This is a genomic window from Lacisediminihabitans sp. (assembly GCF_043726815.1).
Taxonomy (GTDB): domain Bacteria; phylum Actinomycetota; class Actinomycetes; order Actinomycetales; family Microbacteriaceae; genus Lacisediminihabitans.
In genome coordinates, this window is sequence record NZ_JAYSJZ010000002.1 from 1 (window position 1) to 15,282 (window position 15,282).

Consider the following 15,282-nt stretch of genomic DNA (forward strand, 5'->3'; position numbering starts at 1 on the left):
GCGGGCGTACATGCCGGGGGAGGCGTGGCCCTGGTAGAACACCTGGTCGCCACCGCCCGGGTGGTCCTGGCCGCGGAAGAAGTGGTTGCTGCCGACCTCATAGAGGGTGGCGGATCCCGCATAGGTGGAGATGTGCCCCCCGACCGAGATGCCGGGGCGCTGGGCGCGGTGCACCGTGATCGCGGCGTTCCAGCGCAGCCAGGCGCGGTAGCGACGCTCAAGGTCCTCGTCGCCGGGGAACTCCGGCTCGTTCTCGGGGGCGATCGTGTTGAGGTAGTCCGTCGTGGGCACCATGGGCACGCCGAGGTGCAGCTCCTTGGAGCGCTTCAGCAGGCTGAGCATGATCTCGCGTGCTCGTTCGTGGCCCTGTGTGGCCACCAGACCATCGAGGGATTCCTGCCATTCGGCAGTCTCCTCAGGGTCCTTGTCGATGTGGTGCACCGAATATGGGTCCTGGTCGTTCACCGTCAACGTTGACCTCGCTCTTGTTCGCGGACAAAGTGCGCCAAGCACGACCGGCGATCGGGTTGCGACCACCGGCCCGACGTGCAGGGCCTCAACGATTCTAGTTCGCGTGCCGGGCATGGTCGCGCGCCGGGGGCCGAGTGGGCGGAGTAGCGTCGACGTCATGGGCTTCCTGCAACTGGACAACGGCATCCTTCGCGTGGCGATCAACCCCCTCGGTGCCGAGCTCTCGAGCCTCCGGCACCGGGGCGGCGGCGAGCTTCTCTGGCAGGGCGGTGACCCGTGGCACCGGCGCGCGCCCGTGCTGTTTCCGCTCGTGGGGCGGATGCCCGGGGATCTGCTCGTTCACAACGGCGTCGCGCACCCCATCGGCCAGCACGGCTTCGCGCGGGACCTGCCGTTCGAGGTGGGGCAGAACACCGCCACCTCGGCGGAGTTCATCCTCGTGGACACCGAGGAGACCCGGCGCCAGTTTCCGTTCGCCTTCTGTCTCGCGGTGCGATTCACGGTCGAGGGGGAGACCCTGTCGATTCGGCACACGGTGGAGAACCCGGGCGGTGAGGCGTTCTCGGCGTCGATCGGCGGACATCCGGCGTTCGCCTGGCCGCTCGCCGAAGGGATCGCGCCCGAGAGCCACACCCTCGAGTTCGCCGAGGATGAGCCGGCCCCGATCCGACGGCTTGCCGGGGGTCTTCTGCTTCCGGATGCCGTGGAGAGCCCCGTGCGCGGGTCCACCCTGGCCCTCGACGAGTCGCTCTTCGAGGCGGATGCGATCATCTTCGACGCCCTGACCAGTCGCTCCGTGCGCTATTCGGCCCCCGCCGCGCCATCACTCACCATGCGCTTCGACGACTTTCCGCTGCTCGGACTGTGGTCGAAGGCTCCGGGTGCGTTCCTCTGCATCGAGCCCTGGTACGGCATGACGGCGCCTCGGGACTTCGCCGGGGAGTACGCGCAGAAGCCGGGCCAGTTCACCCTTCTGCCGGGCGAATCCCGGTCGTTCACTTATAGCGTCACGGTGCAGGACCCGCAGTAGTTGGTGCCAACGGCGCACGGGCGTAGGATTGCGAACCGTGTTTACCGGCCGTTCACCTCGGCCGGGGATAAGGACAAAGACCATGGCTCTGGAAAACGACACCCAGGCACCCGACTTCGAACTCCCCAACCAGTTCGGGGAGCACATCAGGCTCAGCGACTTCCGCCACAAGAAGCCGGCGGCCCTCGTCTTCTTCCCGCTCGCCTTCTCGAGCACCTGCACGAGCGAACTGTGCGAGCTTCGCGACAACCTCGCCCTCTTCGCCGACAAGAGCATCGAGCTGATCGGCATCTCCGTGGATTCCAAGGCCACCCTGAGGGCGTTCGCCGAGAAGGAGGGCTACGAGTTCAACCTTCTTGCCGACTTCTGGCCGCACGGCTCGGTCGCCAAGGAGTACGGGGTGTTCCTGCAGGACAAGGGCTTCGCCAACCGGGCCAGCTTCCTCATCGACCGGAGCGGCATCATCCGCGCGAGCTTCATCACCGCACCCGGCCAGCCCCGTTCGATCGCCGACTACCGCGCGGCTCTCGCCGAACTCGCCCCGGTCACCGCCTAGCTCTTCTTCGTTCCCGCCGGGTCGAGTCTGCCCAGGATCTCCTGCAGGTCGGCGATCATCACAAGCTGGCCCTTGTTGATTTCGAGCACCGCCTCGATGTCCTTCTTGGCCGCGACGTTTGTGTTGTAGTCGTGCTTGGAGAGCGCGGCCGCGATGGCGTCCTGCCTCTTCGCTGCGATCAGCAGGATCGCGCCCTGGAGCCCCGCGAGCATGCTCAGGAACAGATTCAGGAGAATGAACGGGTACGGGTCCCAGCCCTTCGTCACCGTATTGATGATCGCCCACACGATCATGAAGGCGACGAATCCGCCCACGAAGGCCCAGCTGCCCATGCCGTTGCGCATGAGGTCCGCCGCGCGTTCGCCGCGGGTCAGGTGTGCCTTGTGATCGGCGTGCCAATCTCGAATCGGACTCGGTGAGGTCGTGAGTCCCTCCGCGGCGGCCCGTCCGGGGTCGGTAGGCGTCTTCTTAGTGCTGGATCTGCTGGGCATGGTGCGAGTGTACGTCTCGGGTCGTGCACCTTGCGCGGACAGTCCGCGAAGACTGTACGATAAAACTTCGTCGTGACCGGGCGCCGCGAGGCGCTCCGATTGCGGGCCTTTAGCTCAGTTGGTAGAGCGCCACGTTTACACCGTGGATGTCATCGGTTCGAGCCCGGTAGGGCCCACCACACCAAGGTTCGGCTGCGGGCATCCGACGAACCAGACGGACGGCCAGCGGTTTGACCCGGCTTACATAACGATCGGCGGGTGGGTGGTACCGCCCGCTACCATCTCCTCATGCGCAGCACGTCGTTAAGAGGCCCCAACACAGCTGGAGGGGAGCGCGTGCTGATCCTGTCCGCAGGGGTGGGAGCGGGGCATAACAGTGCCGCGGCGGCGGTGGAGCAAGCGAGCGCCGCGCGCGCCGACGTCGCCGAGGTGCAGGTGTTGGACGTGCTGCAGACGAGCAGCGCGCTCTACCGCGACGTGCTGGGGAAGGGCTACTTCGTCCTTGTCGAGGAATTGCCGTGGCTGGTCGAGTGGGGCTACAACATCAGCGACCCTCCTTTTCGTCGCCGCGGGCCGATCGACCCCTGGACGCAAGCGAATTCCCTTCCGGTCATCAGCGCGATCAAGCGATTCCGACCGACCGCGATAGTGTGCACCCACTTCCTGCCCGCCCAGCTCGTGGCATCACTTCTCCTTCGCGGCGTGATCGACGCCAGGACCGCTGTGGTCACGACGGACTATGACTTCCAGGGTCTGTGGCTCACGGGCGCGTTTCACGCGCTCTTCGTGGCCAGGGAGGAGGCGAGGATGGAGCTGACGGCGCTCGGTCTGCCTCCCGACCGGGTCGCGGCCACGGAAATCCCGATTGCCGCCCAGGTGGACGTCGCGCCAGCGCGAGATGCGAACGACGCCCCGATGCTGCTGATATCCGCGGGCGCGAGCGGCGGCGATTACGCGGTCGCGGTCGTGCGGCAGACGCTGCACATGCGCTCCCCGTTCACGGCGACAGTCGTGTGCGGACGCAATGACGCGCTGCGGCAGCGCATCGAGCAGCTGGTGGCGCCCGCGGGGGACCGCTACCGCGTGCTCGGCTTCACTACGGAGATGCCGCAGCTGCTGCGTCGCGCCGACCTGTTCGTGGGCAAGCCGGGCGGCTTGTCGGCGTCGGAGTGCATGGCCGCGGGGCTGCCCATGGTGCTGGTGAATCCCATCCCGGGGCAGGAGGTTCGCAACGGGGACTACCTGATGGAGCAGGGGGCGGCGGTCCGCTGCAACATTGCCGCCACCATCGGCTGGAAGATCGACGAGGTGCTGCGTGAGCCGGGCCGTCTGCAGCGGATGCAGGCGGCTGCACAGAGAACCGGCCGCCCTGACGCTGCGGCGGACGTGCTGGCCGGCCTTCTGGACGGGCCGTCCCGTCCGCTGGTCGTGAGCCGCGCGGCGCAGAAGACAATCCTCGCCGCGAGTCAGGGGCGCGTCGTCGCGACAGATTTGACGGGACCCTCCGCGCTGGTCCGCTTGATCGACACGGCTGCAGGCAGCACGGTCGCGCTTCTGCGAGCCGAGGAGCTGGGCGATCTGCAGAAGCGGTACGCGACTCCGGATGGGGGGCTGGTGCTGCAGCGCGGCCAAGCGACGGTGTCGCTCCGGTGGGAGGCCCCGCGGTTGCTTCGCGCCATACTGTGGGGCGACGACGCGCTGCCCGTGCGGGTCGAGGGGCTCACGGCACCGGTTTCCCTCCCGCCCGGCTGACCGGCGGGACACGACCCGTACCGGACTCAGGCCGGCCCGCCGCCCCGAGCACCGTCTTCGTCGATCGATAGTTCGGTGCGTCGTAACGGGCTCGCGTCCGCCCAGCCGATCGGGCTGTGTTGGGCGGCGAGCACGGCCCACTCGCCCGCGCGGGGAGACCAGTGGCGTGTCGTCGGATCGCGCTGAAGCGTGGGCCCCGCATCCAGTGTGACTCTTATGGTCGCCTCCGCACCGGGCCGCAGCGTCACCTTCCGGAAGCCCAGCAGCTGGGCCACTGGCCTGCGGACCGACACGTCCGCGGCGTAGAGCTGCACGACGGTCGAGCCCTCGCGGTCGCCGGTATTGGTCACGTGCACCTCAGCGCTGCCGCCCGTGTCGTCGAAGCGGTGGTCGATCAGCCGGTGCTCGATCGTTGTGTAGCCGAGGCCGAATCCGAACGGGAACGCGGCCACGTGTCCCTCCGCGTCGAGCAGTCGCTGACCCCAGCGGGCGTCGTAGACGACGGACTTCGCGGCACTGTCGAACGGGGGAAGGTGCGAGACATCGGTCGGCACGACGAACGGCAGGCGGCCACCCGGTTCCACCTCGCCGGTGAGCACGCTCGCGAGCGCGCGGCCGCCCTCCATCCCGCCGTACCACGCGAGGAGCAGTGCCGGCACGCGTTCTCGCCAGGCCTCGGTCAGGATCGCGCTTCCCCCGATCAGCACCACCACGGTCCGGGGGTTGGCCGCGACGACAGCCGTGATGAGTTCCACGTCGGACGGACGCAGATCGAGCGAGCTGCGGTCGCCGCCCCGCACGAAGTGCGACGCCAGCTGAGCGAGTCCGATGAGCGGCGCCCGAAGAGGCCCCGCGCTGAACGCCCGGCCGAGCACGCCCACCTCGACGCTGCCGGTGACGACCGACTCGCCCTCGTCGTGTTGGTCAAGGCCGACGACCACGATCGCCGTGTTCGCGGCGGCGGCGGCAGCGGCGGCGGCCCGTGCGCTCGGGCCGGATGCGGTCGTGATCCGCACACCCGGAAGCGCCTCGCGCAGCCCCTGCAACGGCGAGACCGTCGAGGGAGGCCGAACGCGTGACGAGCCGTGGTCGCCGAGGTTCGGCAGTGCCGCCAGCCGGCCGACGACCGCGAGGTGCCGGATGCCGGGGTCCAGCGGCAGCAGCGGGGCCGCACCCACGGGCTCGTTCTTCAGCAGCACGATCGATTCCGAGGCGACCCGGCGGGCGAGCCCCCGGTGCGCCGGGGAGGCGATGACGTCGGCGCTCGGACTCGCCGGCTCACGGGTCGCCTCATGCAACACGATCGTTCGAAGAACACGGTGCGCCGACCGGAACACCGTCGCCCGAGACAATGCACCAGACCGCAGCGCCGCCGGTAAGGCGCGGGCGCGCAGCAGCCGGAGGGGCATCTCCACATCCATTCCCGCCTGCAGACTGGCGACCGCGTGGTGAGTGCCGAACACCCAATCGCTCGTCACGAATCCCGCGAAACCCCATTCGTGCCGCAGCACATCGGTGAGCAGGGCGCTGTTCACGTCCATGTGCTCGCCGCGCACCCGGTTGTAGGCGGTCATCACCGAGTCGGCGCCGGCATCCACCACCGCCTTGAAGTGCGGAAGGTACACCTCATGCAGCGCGTGCTCGTCCACCGACACATCGACCTCGAAGCGCTCGTTCTCCATCGAGTTGAGTGCGAAGTGTTTCACGCACGCCATCACGTTCACGCGGATGCCGCGGGTCATGGCCGATCCCATCCGGCCAGTGAGCACCGGATCCTCCCCGTAGCACTCCTGCGCTCGGCCCCAGGCGGGATGGCGGAGCAGATTGACACACACCGACGCGGAGTAGTTCGCATCCCGTGCCCTGGTCTCCTCGCCGATGGCGAGGCCGACCTGCTCCTCCAGCGACGGATCCCAGGTCGCCGCCCGCGCCATCGTGACGGGGAAAGCGGTGGAGGCCCCGATCACGACGCCGCGGGCGCCATCGCTGAACCGAATGCCGGGGATGCCCAGGCGCGGGACCGCGCCCGCAACGAACGGCCGCCGGCCGAGAAGCAGGGGGATGAACGGCAGGAGCCGTCGGGGGGAGTCGCCGTCGAGCAGGCCGAGGAGCTCCGCATCGGTCATCCGTTCGATCAGGAGGTCCGCGGCCGCGTCCGCATCGAGCTCGCCCGCCCGAACTGCCCGGACTGCCTCGTCGTTCGCCGTCATCGTGACGCTGGACGCCGGTCGTGCGCTGGCGCCCCACTGCCTTCGCCCTCGCGCAGACCGACGCCCTGCAGCCATCTCCATGCACTGAATTCTGTACCCTGACTGCGCACGACTCCGAAACCTCGACAACGCAGCCTGATGCGCGGTGCACGGCGTGGCGAGGGACCGAGCGGGGAGGCCCGGGCAATCGTTCGCCCATCGAGTGACTTCGGACCTCGATTCGAGTCTCGATCGGTCGCTGGGATGACCGCGCGCAGACTGAAGGCACGTCGGTGTTGGCAAGCAATCGGGGCACGGGAGTCGGTGCGGCCGTGAAGACGACCGGTGCTGGGAGCGTGTTGGTGTGGTGTTGGTGAACACTCAGCTCCGTCGCCGGGCATCCACCAGCCGCGACCCTCCTGAGCAACACCGTTCAGCCGGGTCGAGCGCTGTCGGCGCCGAGCCGGGGGCGGCATAATCGCAGCAGATCACTTCGACGGAGGGATGCCTCTCAGATGAATAGCGCGACCGATGGCGTTCGCGACGACGTCGTTGCCGGAACCCTGCTGGCAGTGAACGTCGGGCTGCCGAGAGACGTTCCCTGGAACGACAGCACCGTCCACACCGGGATCTACAAGCACCCGGTGGACGGCCCTCGGCTCGTCCGACGGCTCAACGTCGACGGTGACGGCCAGGGGGACCTCGCCGGGCACGGCGGAGAGCAGCGCGCCGTGATGGTGTACCAGCAGGAATCGTACGAGCACTGGTCGCGGGAGCTTCACCGCGATGACCTGGTGCCGGGCAACTTCGGTGAGAACTTCACCGTGGCGGGCCTGGCGGACGACGAGGTCTGCATCGGCGACCGGTATCGGATCGGGGAGGCCGAATTCGAGGTCACCCAACCGCGCGTGACGTGCTTTCGGGTCGGGCTGCGCCTGGGGGTGCCGGAGATGCCGTCGCTGCTCGTCTCCCATCGTCGCCCGGGTTTCTACCTGCGGGTGATCAGGGAAGGAGAGGTGCGGGCGGGCGATCAGATCGTCAGGGTGCGTCGCGGCCGGCACGGGCTGTCCGTCGCCGACATCGACGCGCTGCTCTACCTGCCCGACCGGGCACACGACCGGCTGAAACTGGCGGTGGATGTGCCGGCCCTGAGCCCCGGCTGGCAGCAGTCCTTTCGGGAACTGCTCGCCGCGGCGGACGCGGGCGAGACGGGGGCACCGCCCGAGATCGGGCGGGAGCCGGCCTGGAACGGGTTTCGCCCATTCACGGTGACGAAGGTCGTGCAGGTGGCGCCCGGCATCCGCTCGTTTCACCTGACCGACGGCACGGGCGCCGCGGTCCCCGCCGCGAGACCGGGCCAGTACCTGACGCTTCGACTGGCGGGGGACTCCGGCGTGCGCAGCTATTCGATCTCGGGCCGACCAGACGACGCCACGTATCGAGTCACCGTCAAGCGCGAGGAGCACGGCTCGGTGAGCGCCTTCCTTCACGACAGGGTCTCAGTCGGCACGGTTGTGGAGGTCGCCGCTCCCCGGGGAGAGTTCGTGCTCGACGACGGCGACGAACCACTCGTGCTGCTGTCCGGCGGAATCGGCATCACGCCGGTGCTCTCCATGCTGGCTTCCGTGGCATCGGGATCCCCCCGGAGGCAGGTGTGGTGGCTGCACGTGGCGAAGACCGAGGCGGACTACGGACTCGCCACTGAGGTGGACGATCTTCTCGCGAGGCTCCCGGCCGCCCGATCCTTCGTCTGGTTCACGCGCTCGTCCGCGCCGTCGGGTGCCGCCGGGCTGGGCATCAGGTCGGGTCGCCTCGACGCCGAGGGGTTGCGTCATCTCGACCTTCCCGTGAGCGCGAACGTCTACGTCTGCGGACCGACGGGATTCATCACGGGGATGACGGAGTCGTTGGTCGCCCTCGGATTCGCCCCGGAACGAATCCACTTCGAAGTCTTCGGCGCCCTGGCGCCGGTGATGCCCGGGGTCGCGCCCAGCGAGCGCCTCGCACCGCACCAGCCGGCCGGCGAGCCGGGGACGGGTCCGGCCGTCACCTTCGCCCGAAGCGCGCTCACCGTGAACTGGACGGATCGGTTCGGCTCGCTTCTCGAGTTGGCCGAAGCCTGCGACGTCTCGGTGCGATTCTCCTGCCGAACCGGCGTGTGCCACACCTGTGTCACCGGGCTGCTGAGCGGCGAGGTGGCCTACGCCCCCGAGCCCCTGGAGCGCCCGGAATCGTCCGAGATCCTCACCTGCTGCTCCCGGCCGGAAAGCGAGACAGTGCTGGACGCCTGACGCGTCGAGGATCACTTCGCGGACGGCGCCTGCGTGGCCAGATCGAGCGCGGAAACCGCCCGGCCGAGCGAGTCCCCGAGTCCCCAGCGAGCCCTGAGGCGCTCCAGCTCGTCGCGTCCCGCGTGCGGGATTCCGATGCCCGAGTGGAAGGCCGGCAGCTCGAGGTCGCGCGCGACGGCGACCACGGCCCGGGCGCGGGCAAGGTAGTCGTCGGCCGCGCGGATCTTCTCCCTCACCCGCGCGGACAGGGCGGTGTGCGAATCCGCCGCCGCCCGGATGATGCCGTCGAGGCTTCCGAACTCGGCGAGCAGAGAGGCCGCCGTCTTCTCGCCGATACCTGCGACACCGGGCAGGCCGTCGGAGGCGTCGCCCCGAAGGGCGGCGAAGTCGGCGTATTGAACGGCCGTGACTCCGTACTTCGAGCGCAGCACGTCATCCGTGACGATCTCGAGATTGCTCATTCCCCGGGCGGTATAGACCACGCGCACGCCACGGGAGTCGTCGACGACCTGGAAGAGGTCGCGGTCTCCGGTGACGACATCGACGGGGCCGGCCGCCGTCGCGGCGAGCGTGCCGATGATGTCGTCGGCCTCGTACTCCGGCCTGCCGACGGTGGCGATTCCGAGGGCGGAGAGAACCTCGGCGATGATCGGCACCTGCGGCACGAGCAGGTCGGGCACGACCTCGACATCGGGCCCGCCCGGCACCAGCTCCGCCACCCGTGCGCCTTGTAGCCGGGGATGAGGTCGACGCGCCACTGCGGCCGCCAGTCGTCGTCCCAGCAGGCGACGATGTCCGTCGGCCGGAAGTCGGTGACCAGTCGGGCGATCATGTCCAACAGGCCGCGCACAGCGTTCACCGGGCTCCCATCCGGAGCCCTCACCGTGTCGGGGATGCCGTAGAACGCGCGGAAGTACAGCGCCGCCGTGTCCAGCAGCATCAGTCGGCCATCCATCACCCGTCCAGTGTGGCCTGCCTCGGCGATTCGGGAAAGCCCAGGGCGGCTATCCCTTCAGCGACTGGTGCGGCGAGGTGAAGACGATCGACGCGGCTGTCACACCGACGAGGCCGAGGTTCACCCGAAGCAGTGTCGGCGGCAGCTCGTTGCCCGGTGGGGGAGTCGAAGCCCCGAGAGTGAGCGCCGTGCCATCGAGCAGGGATCCGGTGATCGAATCGAGGTAGATGCGCACGTCTCCGTGCAGGTGCATGCGCGTGGCGTTGGTCACGAGCGAGGGACCAGTGGCCTTGCGCACGTCGAGCATGAAGTCGTCGACGACGACATCGTCCGCGACGATCTTGAGCACGGGCGTGCGGGTGCCGTTCGCGAGCGGCACGGTCACCGCGGTGACCGAGTGCAGCCCCTTGATCGAGATCGACGAGCCGCCGAGTTGGGCGGCGGGCAGGGTGAAGGTCGGGGCGTCCGGGTCGGCCAGTGCCGCCACCGGGGGCGCTGCTCCCGGGGTCGCACCGACGCCAGGCAGCGGAACGATCGGGGCCGCCACCGGACCGGGCGCAGGGGTCGGGGAGGGCGTCGCCGGGCCGCACTGTGTCACGAGTGGGATGCACACTGCCGCCTCGGCGGCCGGGGCCCGTGCGGCGCCGACCCCGGTGAGGGCTACCACCAGGCAGGCGGCGACCGCGGTCCTCGCGGCGGCACCGGTCACGATCGACTCGATGCCAGCGGGGGCGAGGACTCGTCGGAGAGCGCGGAGTCCCGCTTCTCGGCGTCTGCGCCTGCCGGCTTCGGCAGCCACGAGACCACCAGCACGCCCCCGACGGCGCCCAGCAGCATCCCGATGAAGAATCCGCCGAGGTTGACGCCGATCAGGGAGTACACCGACACGGCCAGGGCGAGCACGCCGTAGAAGATCCGGTGAACCGGCATCGTGACCGCCAGCACGCCGAGCAGCACGAGCAGTACGGGGATGATCGTGGCCTGAAGCCCCTCGATGCCCACCTGCACGTGGATCTTGCCGATGTCGAGCTGCCCCGAGAAGAACATCTCCACGCCGGCGAGGGCGATGAGGACTCCGCCGAGGAACGGCCTGCGCCGGGACCAGGCACGGAAGGCCGCGCGTCTGGTCGGGGCGCCGACTTCGGCGTGGGCCGAGGCGCTCACTAGAAGCACCCCTTGCTTCCGTCGGTGAGCTTCAGGTGCATTCCGGTGAGGGTGAACACCGAGGCCTGGGTCGACCACGCGGTCTGCTCGAGGTGCGCGATCTTGACCGTGTCGGCGTCCTGGGCGAAGTCGCCGGCCGTGCCCTTGTGACTGGTCTTGACCGTCGACGCGTCGACCCCGATTCGGATGTTGTTGAAGGTGGAGTCGCCCTTGAGGTCGGTCATGCCGATCTGGAGGTCCGTGGCGGTGGCAGGCTTGCCGCCCCCTCCCGCGGTGATGACGAGACCGACCTTGCCGAGGGGGGTGTCCGTGACCACCGACTGGCAGAGGTCGGCAAGGTTCGCCGAGGCGATATTGGCGATGGCGACCTGGTGCGGCTTGCCGGCAGTGTCGTTGGTGACACCGGCGTACTGGGAGAACCCGGTGCCGTCGAGCTGGGTGGCGCTGATCTGGAACTGGCTGCCGGACACGGCGAACGACACGGGAACGGCTCCGTTGGCCACCCCGGCCATCAGCACGGTGGACACGACGGCCACCGGAACCGCGGCGAGGATGATCCTGCCGGCATGGGTTTTCGTGAGAGTTCGGAACTTCATGAGATCCTCCTTGATCCGGGCCGAGCGCCGCGCGGGGGCGTAGCGTCTCGTCGTTCTGGCCGAGCTTCGTTGCTAGAGCGACCCATCACGAGTCGAATCGTTCCATCCGTAGCGAAGGTTGCCCTCCGGCGCCGATGTCGTGCAGCAGCGACGCTACAGCCTATTGACGAGATGTCAATAGGGGGTGCTGCCGATAGGCTCGCAGCATGGAAGCGGATCGGCGCACCCGACTGACCCCCGAGCAGCGTCGTGCCCAGCTGGTGTCACTCGGAGTCGCGGCGCTGGTGGACCGGCCGCTCGAGGCGCTCACCATCGAATATCTTTCTGGGCAGGCGGGGGTTTCGCGCGGGCTCCTCTTCTACTACTTCGGCTCGAAGCACGGTCTCCACCGCGAGGTGGTACGCACGGCCCGCGACAGCATGCTGCACGCCACCGAGCCGTCGCAGGACCTCCCGCCGCTGGATCGGCTGCGCGACACGTTGACCAGGATCGTGCAGTTCGTGCGCGACCATCGGGAGACCTTCTTCTCCCTCGTGCGCGGCGCCGCCAGCGGCAACGCGGAGGTGCGCGAGGTGGTGGAGCAGGCTCGAGCATCGCAGGCCGAGCGGGTGATCGCCGTGTTCCTGGAGCTCGGTGTCGCCGACTCCGAGCTGCTGCGGATCGCCCTGCGATCGTGGGTGGCCTTCGCCGAGGAGGCCTTGGTCGAGAGCGCGCTCAACACCGAGATGCCGTCGGACGAGATCGTGCTGTTCCTCGAGCGAACGGTGACGGCCATCGCGGCGTCGGTGGAGAACGGCGTTACCGGCTAGGTCGCCGCTGCGGCCGTCGCGGTCACCAGGCGCTGGCCGGAGCCTTGACCACGGGCACCGGCGTGTAGTGCCAGTGGGAGCCGTTGGCGTAGTGACTGCTCGCCCAGGGCGACGCCCAGATGGCCTGCTCCGTGATGTTCGTCGGCGCCGAGGCGGCGAAGGCGGCGGCGATCGTGCCGAAGGCCGAGTTGCGGTGCAGGTTCTCGGCGACCTTCTGGGCGGCGATGACGAGATTCGGGTAGCTGCCGGTGCCACCGCCTCCGCCGGAGCCGAGGCCGTTGTTGAGCGGGTTGTTGCGATTGAACCAGCTCGGCGGACCGTTTTCCTGCCGCATCCAGCGAACCAGCACGGTGACGTTGGACTCCGAGGTCGGCCATCCGCCCGAAACCAGCACGAGCTTCGCCCAGTCGTAGTTCGTGCCGGCCGCGGCCAACGACTGCTGACCGGCCGTGGCGGAGTACGAATCGCGGTCGATGCCGCCCAGCTGCACGGTCTCCTTCACGGCGATCGCCTGGGAGTGCGCCGCGATGTACGCGTCCAGCTGCGCCGCCGCGCTGGGCGGGGCGGGAGGCACGAGGAAGATGGCGATGAGGGCGAAAGCCGCGCTCGCCGCGCACACCGACAGGGCCTTCTTCGTGCGCCGGGGGGCGCGTAGGCCCGGCACCGGAGTGCGGCGGGAATCGAGAAGGCGGCGAGTAAAATTCATAGGCTTGCGGTCCTGCGCGGACGGATCGGTTCAGCGCGGGCTGTTCGCACGTCGGGCGACTAGGCCCCCAAGGGTACCAGAGCGTCTTCTAGACTCCCAGAGTGATCGAAGACACACCCCAGGAGGTCCGGCTGGTAGAGGGGGTGCTCCTCGCCCACGGCATCGAGCCGAGAACCCACTGGTTCGAAGCCTCAACGGCCACCGCTCTCGAGGCGGCGGCCGCCCTCGGGGTCGACGTCGGAGCAATAGCCAACTCGCTCGTGTTCAGGCTCGACGGAGAGGTGATCATGATCATCGCCTCCGGCGCACATCGCGTTGACACCCACTTGCTGGGCGACCGGCTCGGTGGTTCCCTCGCGCGCGCCTCGGCGGGTGTGGGTGTCGGCCGGGCATCCGCACGCGGTCTTCCCCACCACCTTCGAGGAGTTATTGCGCCTGACCGGCGGAACCGCAAGTGTGGTCGCTCTGGACTGATGCGCTTCAGGTTGGCGCCATTCACAGAGGTTGTGGAGGGCGGATGGGCTAGATTTCACTGATGTCTTGCTGGACAATACGGAAAAGGGTGACGACATGACGGACAATCTGCCATCGGCGTCCGCTCCGTTGCGCCCGCGAAACCGAAACCGCAGCGAGGGAGCTCCCACCAGGCACGGGCAGTTGCGCTCGCGGCATCCTTTAGCCACGGCGGCCAAGTGGCTTGCCGCCGTCGTGGGAGTGCTGGCAGTGAGCACCGCCTCGGTGGCCGCCTTCGCGATCTACGACACGGTCTCGAACACCAAGCCGGGCATCCACCTGGCCACGCTTCCCGGCACCAAGGCGAAGCCGGTGCCCGACATCGGCGCGATCGAGGGTGGGGCGAACCTGCTGCTCGTGGGCACGGACACCCGCACCGGCCAGGCCGGTTTCGAGACCAAGAGCGATCTGGCCGGAAGCTCGGGCGCTGGCAACAACGACGTCACGATGCTTCTGCACATCTCAGCCGACCACACGAACGCGTCGGTGGTGAGCTTCCCCCGCGACATGATCGTCTCGGCTCCCGCCTGCGGCGATCGCCCGGCGGCCAGCGGGGTCATGTTCAATTCGACTCTCGCCCGAGGCGGGCTCTCCTGCACCGTGCTCACCGTGGAGAAGATGACCGGGCTGAGCATCCCGTACGCGGCGGAGATCAGTTTCGGTGGCGTCATCGCGATGTCCAACGCCGTCGGCGGGGTCACCGTGTGTCTCGCGACCCCGGTGAAGGACAAGTTCGTGCAACTCGACCTTCCGGCTGGGCAGCAGACCCTCGAGGGGGCGACGGCCCTGGCCTTCGTGCGCAGCCGCCATGGCGTGGGCGACGGAAGCGACCTGGGTCGCATCAGCAACCAGCAGGTGTTCCTCTCGGCGCTCATGCGCAAGGTGACGAGCGCCGGGGTGCTCAGCAACCCGCTCACACTGTATGGGCTGGCCAAGGCGGCCGTGGCGAACATGCAGCTCTCCGACGGACTCACCAGACCGACCAACCTCGTCTCGATCGCGCTCGCCCTGAAGGGAATCGGCCTGGAGAACATGGTGTTCCTTCAGTACCCGACAATCGGCGACCCGGCAAACCCCGCCAGGGTGATCCCCCAGCAGTCCTCGGCGAACATTCTCAATGCCGCCCTACGGGCAGACCAGCCGGTGACGCTCACCGGCAAGACGGGGCGCGCCGCAGAGGTCGACCCGGCCGCGCCGGTCACTCCGGCGCCCGGCGCCAGCGCTCCTGCCACGCCCTCGGCAACCGGCTCCGCCACGCCGGATCCGACATCGTCCGCAGTCGCCCTGCCGTCAGACGTCTCCGGACAGTCGGCGTCGCAGCAGACCTGCACCAAGGGCAACCGCTAGCGTTACTGCCCAGGCGGGTTGGCTGATGGGGGGTGCGTTCTGTTCCCCCCTGATGCTGCGTTGACGTAAACACCGTTACGGAAGATCGCGTGTGGCCGTCGGCGGGCCTCTGGCGGTGCCGTCCGCGTCTGTCGGGCCGTGTTCTGCAGGGCGGACCCCCGGTGGTGTGGGTGCCTACCCCGCAGACTCCAGTTGTGCAGGACAGCTTGTGCAGGACGCGGCAGGGATGTGGTGACCCAAAGGGTCCCGGTCTGCAGGACGCTCGCGTCGTTTCTGCACCTCTCGTCCTCGCTATCCGTTCGAGCCGTCCTGCACAACCGGTCCTGCACAACGGGAGTCGCCGGGGCGCGCACCCGTGAACGCACAACCCGTCCTGCACAACCGGTCCTGCCGTCCTGCACAACCCGTCCTG

13 protein-coding genes, 1 tRNA gene and 2 pseudogenes are annotated in these 15,282 nt (G+C 68.7%); 8 read left to right on the plus strand and 8 right to left on the minus strand.

The features are described 5' to 3' along the window. A pseudogene (locus ACHZD8_RS00345) lies at positions 1-471 on the minus strand (pyruvate dehydrogenase (acetyl-transferring), homodimeric type); the annotation flags it as partial. A 157-nt stretch (positions 472-628) separates the two neighbouring features. On the opposite strand from ACHZD8_RS00345, the gene ACHZD8_RS00350 reads away from it, so the two are divergent. Both ACHZD8_RS00350 and ACHZD8_RS00355 read left to right on the plus strand, forming a co-directional pair. Next, positions 629-1,501: an aldose 1-epimerase family protein gene (locus ACHZD8_RS00350; protein ID WP_394768091.1), complete on the plus strand. Its 873-nt coding sequence runs from the start codon at positions 629-631 to the stop codon at positions 1,499-1,501. A gap of 82 nt (positions 1,502-1,583) precedes the next feature. After that, positions 1,584-2,057, plus strand: a complete 474-nt coding sequence (locus tag ACHZD8_RS00355) for a peroxiredoxin (protein ID WP_394768092.1) — start codon at positions 1,584-1,586, stop codon at positions 2,055-2,057. Here the strand turns inward: ACHZD8_RS00355 and ACHZD8_RS00360 are convergent. Further along, positions 2,054-2,548 (minus strand): DUF1003 domain-containing protein, encoded by a 495-nt coding sequence (locus ACHZD8_RS00360; RefSeq protein ID WP_394768093.1) that lies wholly within the window; start codon positions 2,546-2,548, stop codon positions 2,054-2,056. The two genes, ACHZD8_RS00355 and ACHZD8_RS00360, sit on opposite strands and share 4 nt — an antisense overlap. A 103-nt stretch (positions 2,549-2,651) precedes the next feature. Between ACHZD8_RS00360 and ACHZD8_RS00365 the strand changes: the two genes are divergently transcribed. Both ACHZD8_RS00365 and ACHZD8_RS00370 read left to right on the plus strand, forming a co-directional pair. Next, a tRNA-Val gene (locus tag ACHZD8_RS00365) sits at positions 2,652-2,727 on the plus strand. Between the two features lie 109 nt (positions 2,728-2,836). Continuing rightward, the gene (locus ACHZD8_RS00370) at positions 2,837-4,300 is read left to right on the plus strand and encodes a glycosyltransferase (protein ID WP_394768094.1); all 1,464 of its coding nucleotides are present in this window, start codon (positions 2,837-2,839) and stop codon (positions 4,298-4,300) included. Between the two features lie 26 nt (positions 4,301-4,326). Here ACHZD8_RS00370 and ACHZD8_RS00375 read toward each other — a convergent pair whose 3' ends face one another. After that, on the minus strand, positions 4,327-6,510 hold the full coding sequence (locus ACHZD8_RS00375; protein WP_394768095.1) for a beta-glucosidase family protein: 2,184 nt from the start codon (positions 6,508-6,510) through the stop codon (positions 4,327-4,329). Positions 6,511-7,004: 494 nt separating this feature from the next. Here ACHZD8_RS00375 and ACHZD8_RS00380 point away from each other — a divergent pair, with 494 nt between their 5' ends. Further along, the gene (locus ACHZD8_RS00380; RefSeq protein WP_394768096.1) at positions 7,005-8,780 is read left to right on the plus strand and encodes an MOSC domain-containing protein; all 1,776 of its coding nucleotides are present in this window, start codon (positions 7,005-7,007) and stop codon (positions 8,778-8,780) included. An 11-nt stretch (positions 8,781-8,791) separates the two neighbouring features. Here the strand turns inward: ACHZD8_RS00380 and ACHZD8_RS00385 are convergent. From ACHZD8_RS00385 to ACHZD8_RS00400, 4 genes and pseudogenes are all read right to left on the minus strand, one after another. After that, positions 8,792-9,735 (minus strand): annotated as a pseudogene (locus ACHZD8_RS00385) (5'-3' exonuclease H3TH domain-containing protein). Between the two features lie 49 nt (positions 9,736-9,784). Continuing rightward, positions 9,785-10,444 carry a hypothetical protein gene (locus ACHZD8_RS00390; RefSeq protein ID WP_394768097.1) on the minus strand — a complete coding sequence of 220 codons (660 nt, stop codon included), beginning with the start codon at positions 10,442-10,444 and terminating at the stop codon, positions 9,785-9,787. Further along, complete coding sequence (locus ACHZD8_RS00395) at positions 10,441-10,899, minus strand: DUF6114 domain-containing protein (RefSeq protein WP_394768098.1); 459 nt, start codon at positions 10,897-10,899, stop codon at positions 10,441-10,443. The genes ACHZD8_RS00390 and ACHZD8_RS00395 overlap by 4 nt, the downstream gene beginning before the upstream one ends. Continuing rightward, positions 10,899-11,495 (minus strand): DUF6230 family protein, encoded by a 597-nt coding sequence (locus ACHZD8_RS00400; protein WP_394768099.1) that lies wholly within the window; start codon positions 11,493-11,495, stop codon positions 10,899-10,901. Before ACHZD8_RS00400 ends, ACHZD8_RS00395 begins: the two co-directional genes overlap by 1 nt. A 206-nt stretch (positions 11,496-11,701) precedes the next feature. On the opposite strand from ACHZD8_RS00400, the gene ACHZD8_RS00405 reads away from it, so the two are divergent. Next, the gene (locus ACHZD8_RS00405) at positions 11,702-12,304 is read left to right on the plus strand and encodes a TetR/AcrR family transcriptional regulator (protein WP_394768100.1); all 603 of its coding nucleotides are present in this window, start codon (positions 11,702-11,704) and stop codon (positions 12,302-12,304) included. 22 nt (positions 12,305-12,326) lie between these two features. On the opposite strand, the gene ACHZD8_RS00410 is transcribed toward ACHZD8_RS00405, so the two are convergent. Beyond that, positions 12,327-13,010, minus strand: a complete 684-nt coding sequence (locus tag ACHZD8_RS00410) for a hypothetical protein (RefSeq protein ID WP_394768101.1) — start codon at positions 13,008-13,010, stop codon at positions 12,327-12,329. Between the two features lie 101 nt (positions 13,011-13,111). On the opposite strand from ACHZD8_RS00410, the gene ACHZD8_RS00415 reads away from it, so the two are divergent. Beyond that, the gene (locus ACHZD8_RS00415; RefSeq protein WP_394768102.1) at positions 13,112-13,546 is read left to right on the plus strand and encodes a YbaK/EbsC family protein; all 435 of its coding nucleotides are present in this window, start codon (positions 13,112-13,114) and stop codon (positions 13,544-13,546) included. A 34-nt stretch (positions 13,547-13,580) separates the two neighbouring features. Continuing rightward, positions 13,581-14,870, plus strand: coding sequence for an LCP family protein (locus tag ACHZD8_RS00420; RefSeq protein ID WP_394768103.1), 1,290 nt, complete (start codon positions 13,581-13,583; stop codon positions 14,868-14,870). Positions 14,871-15,282: the final 412 nt, after the last annotated feature.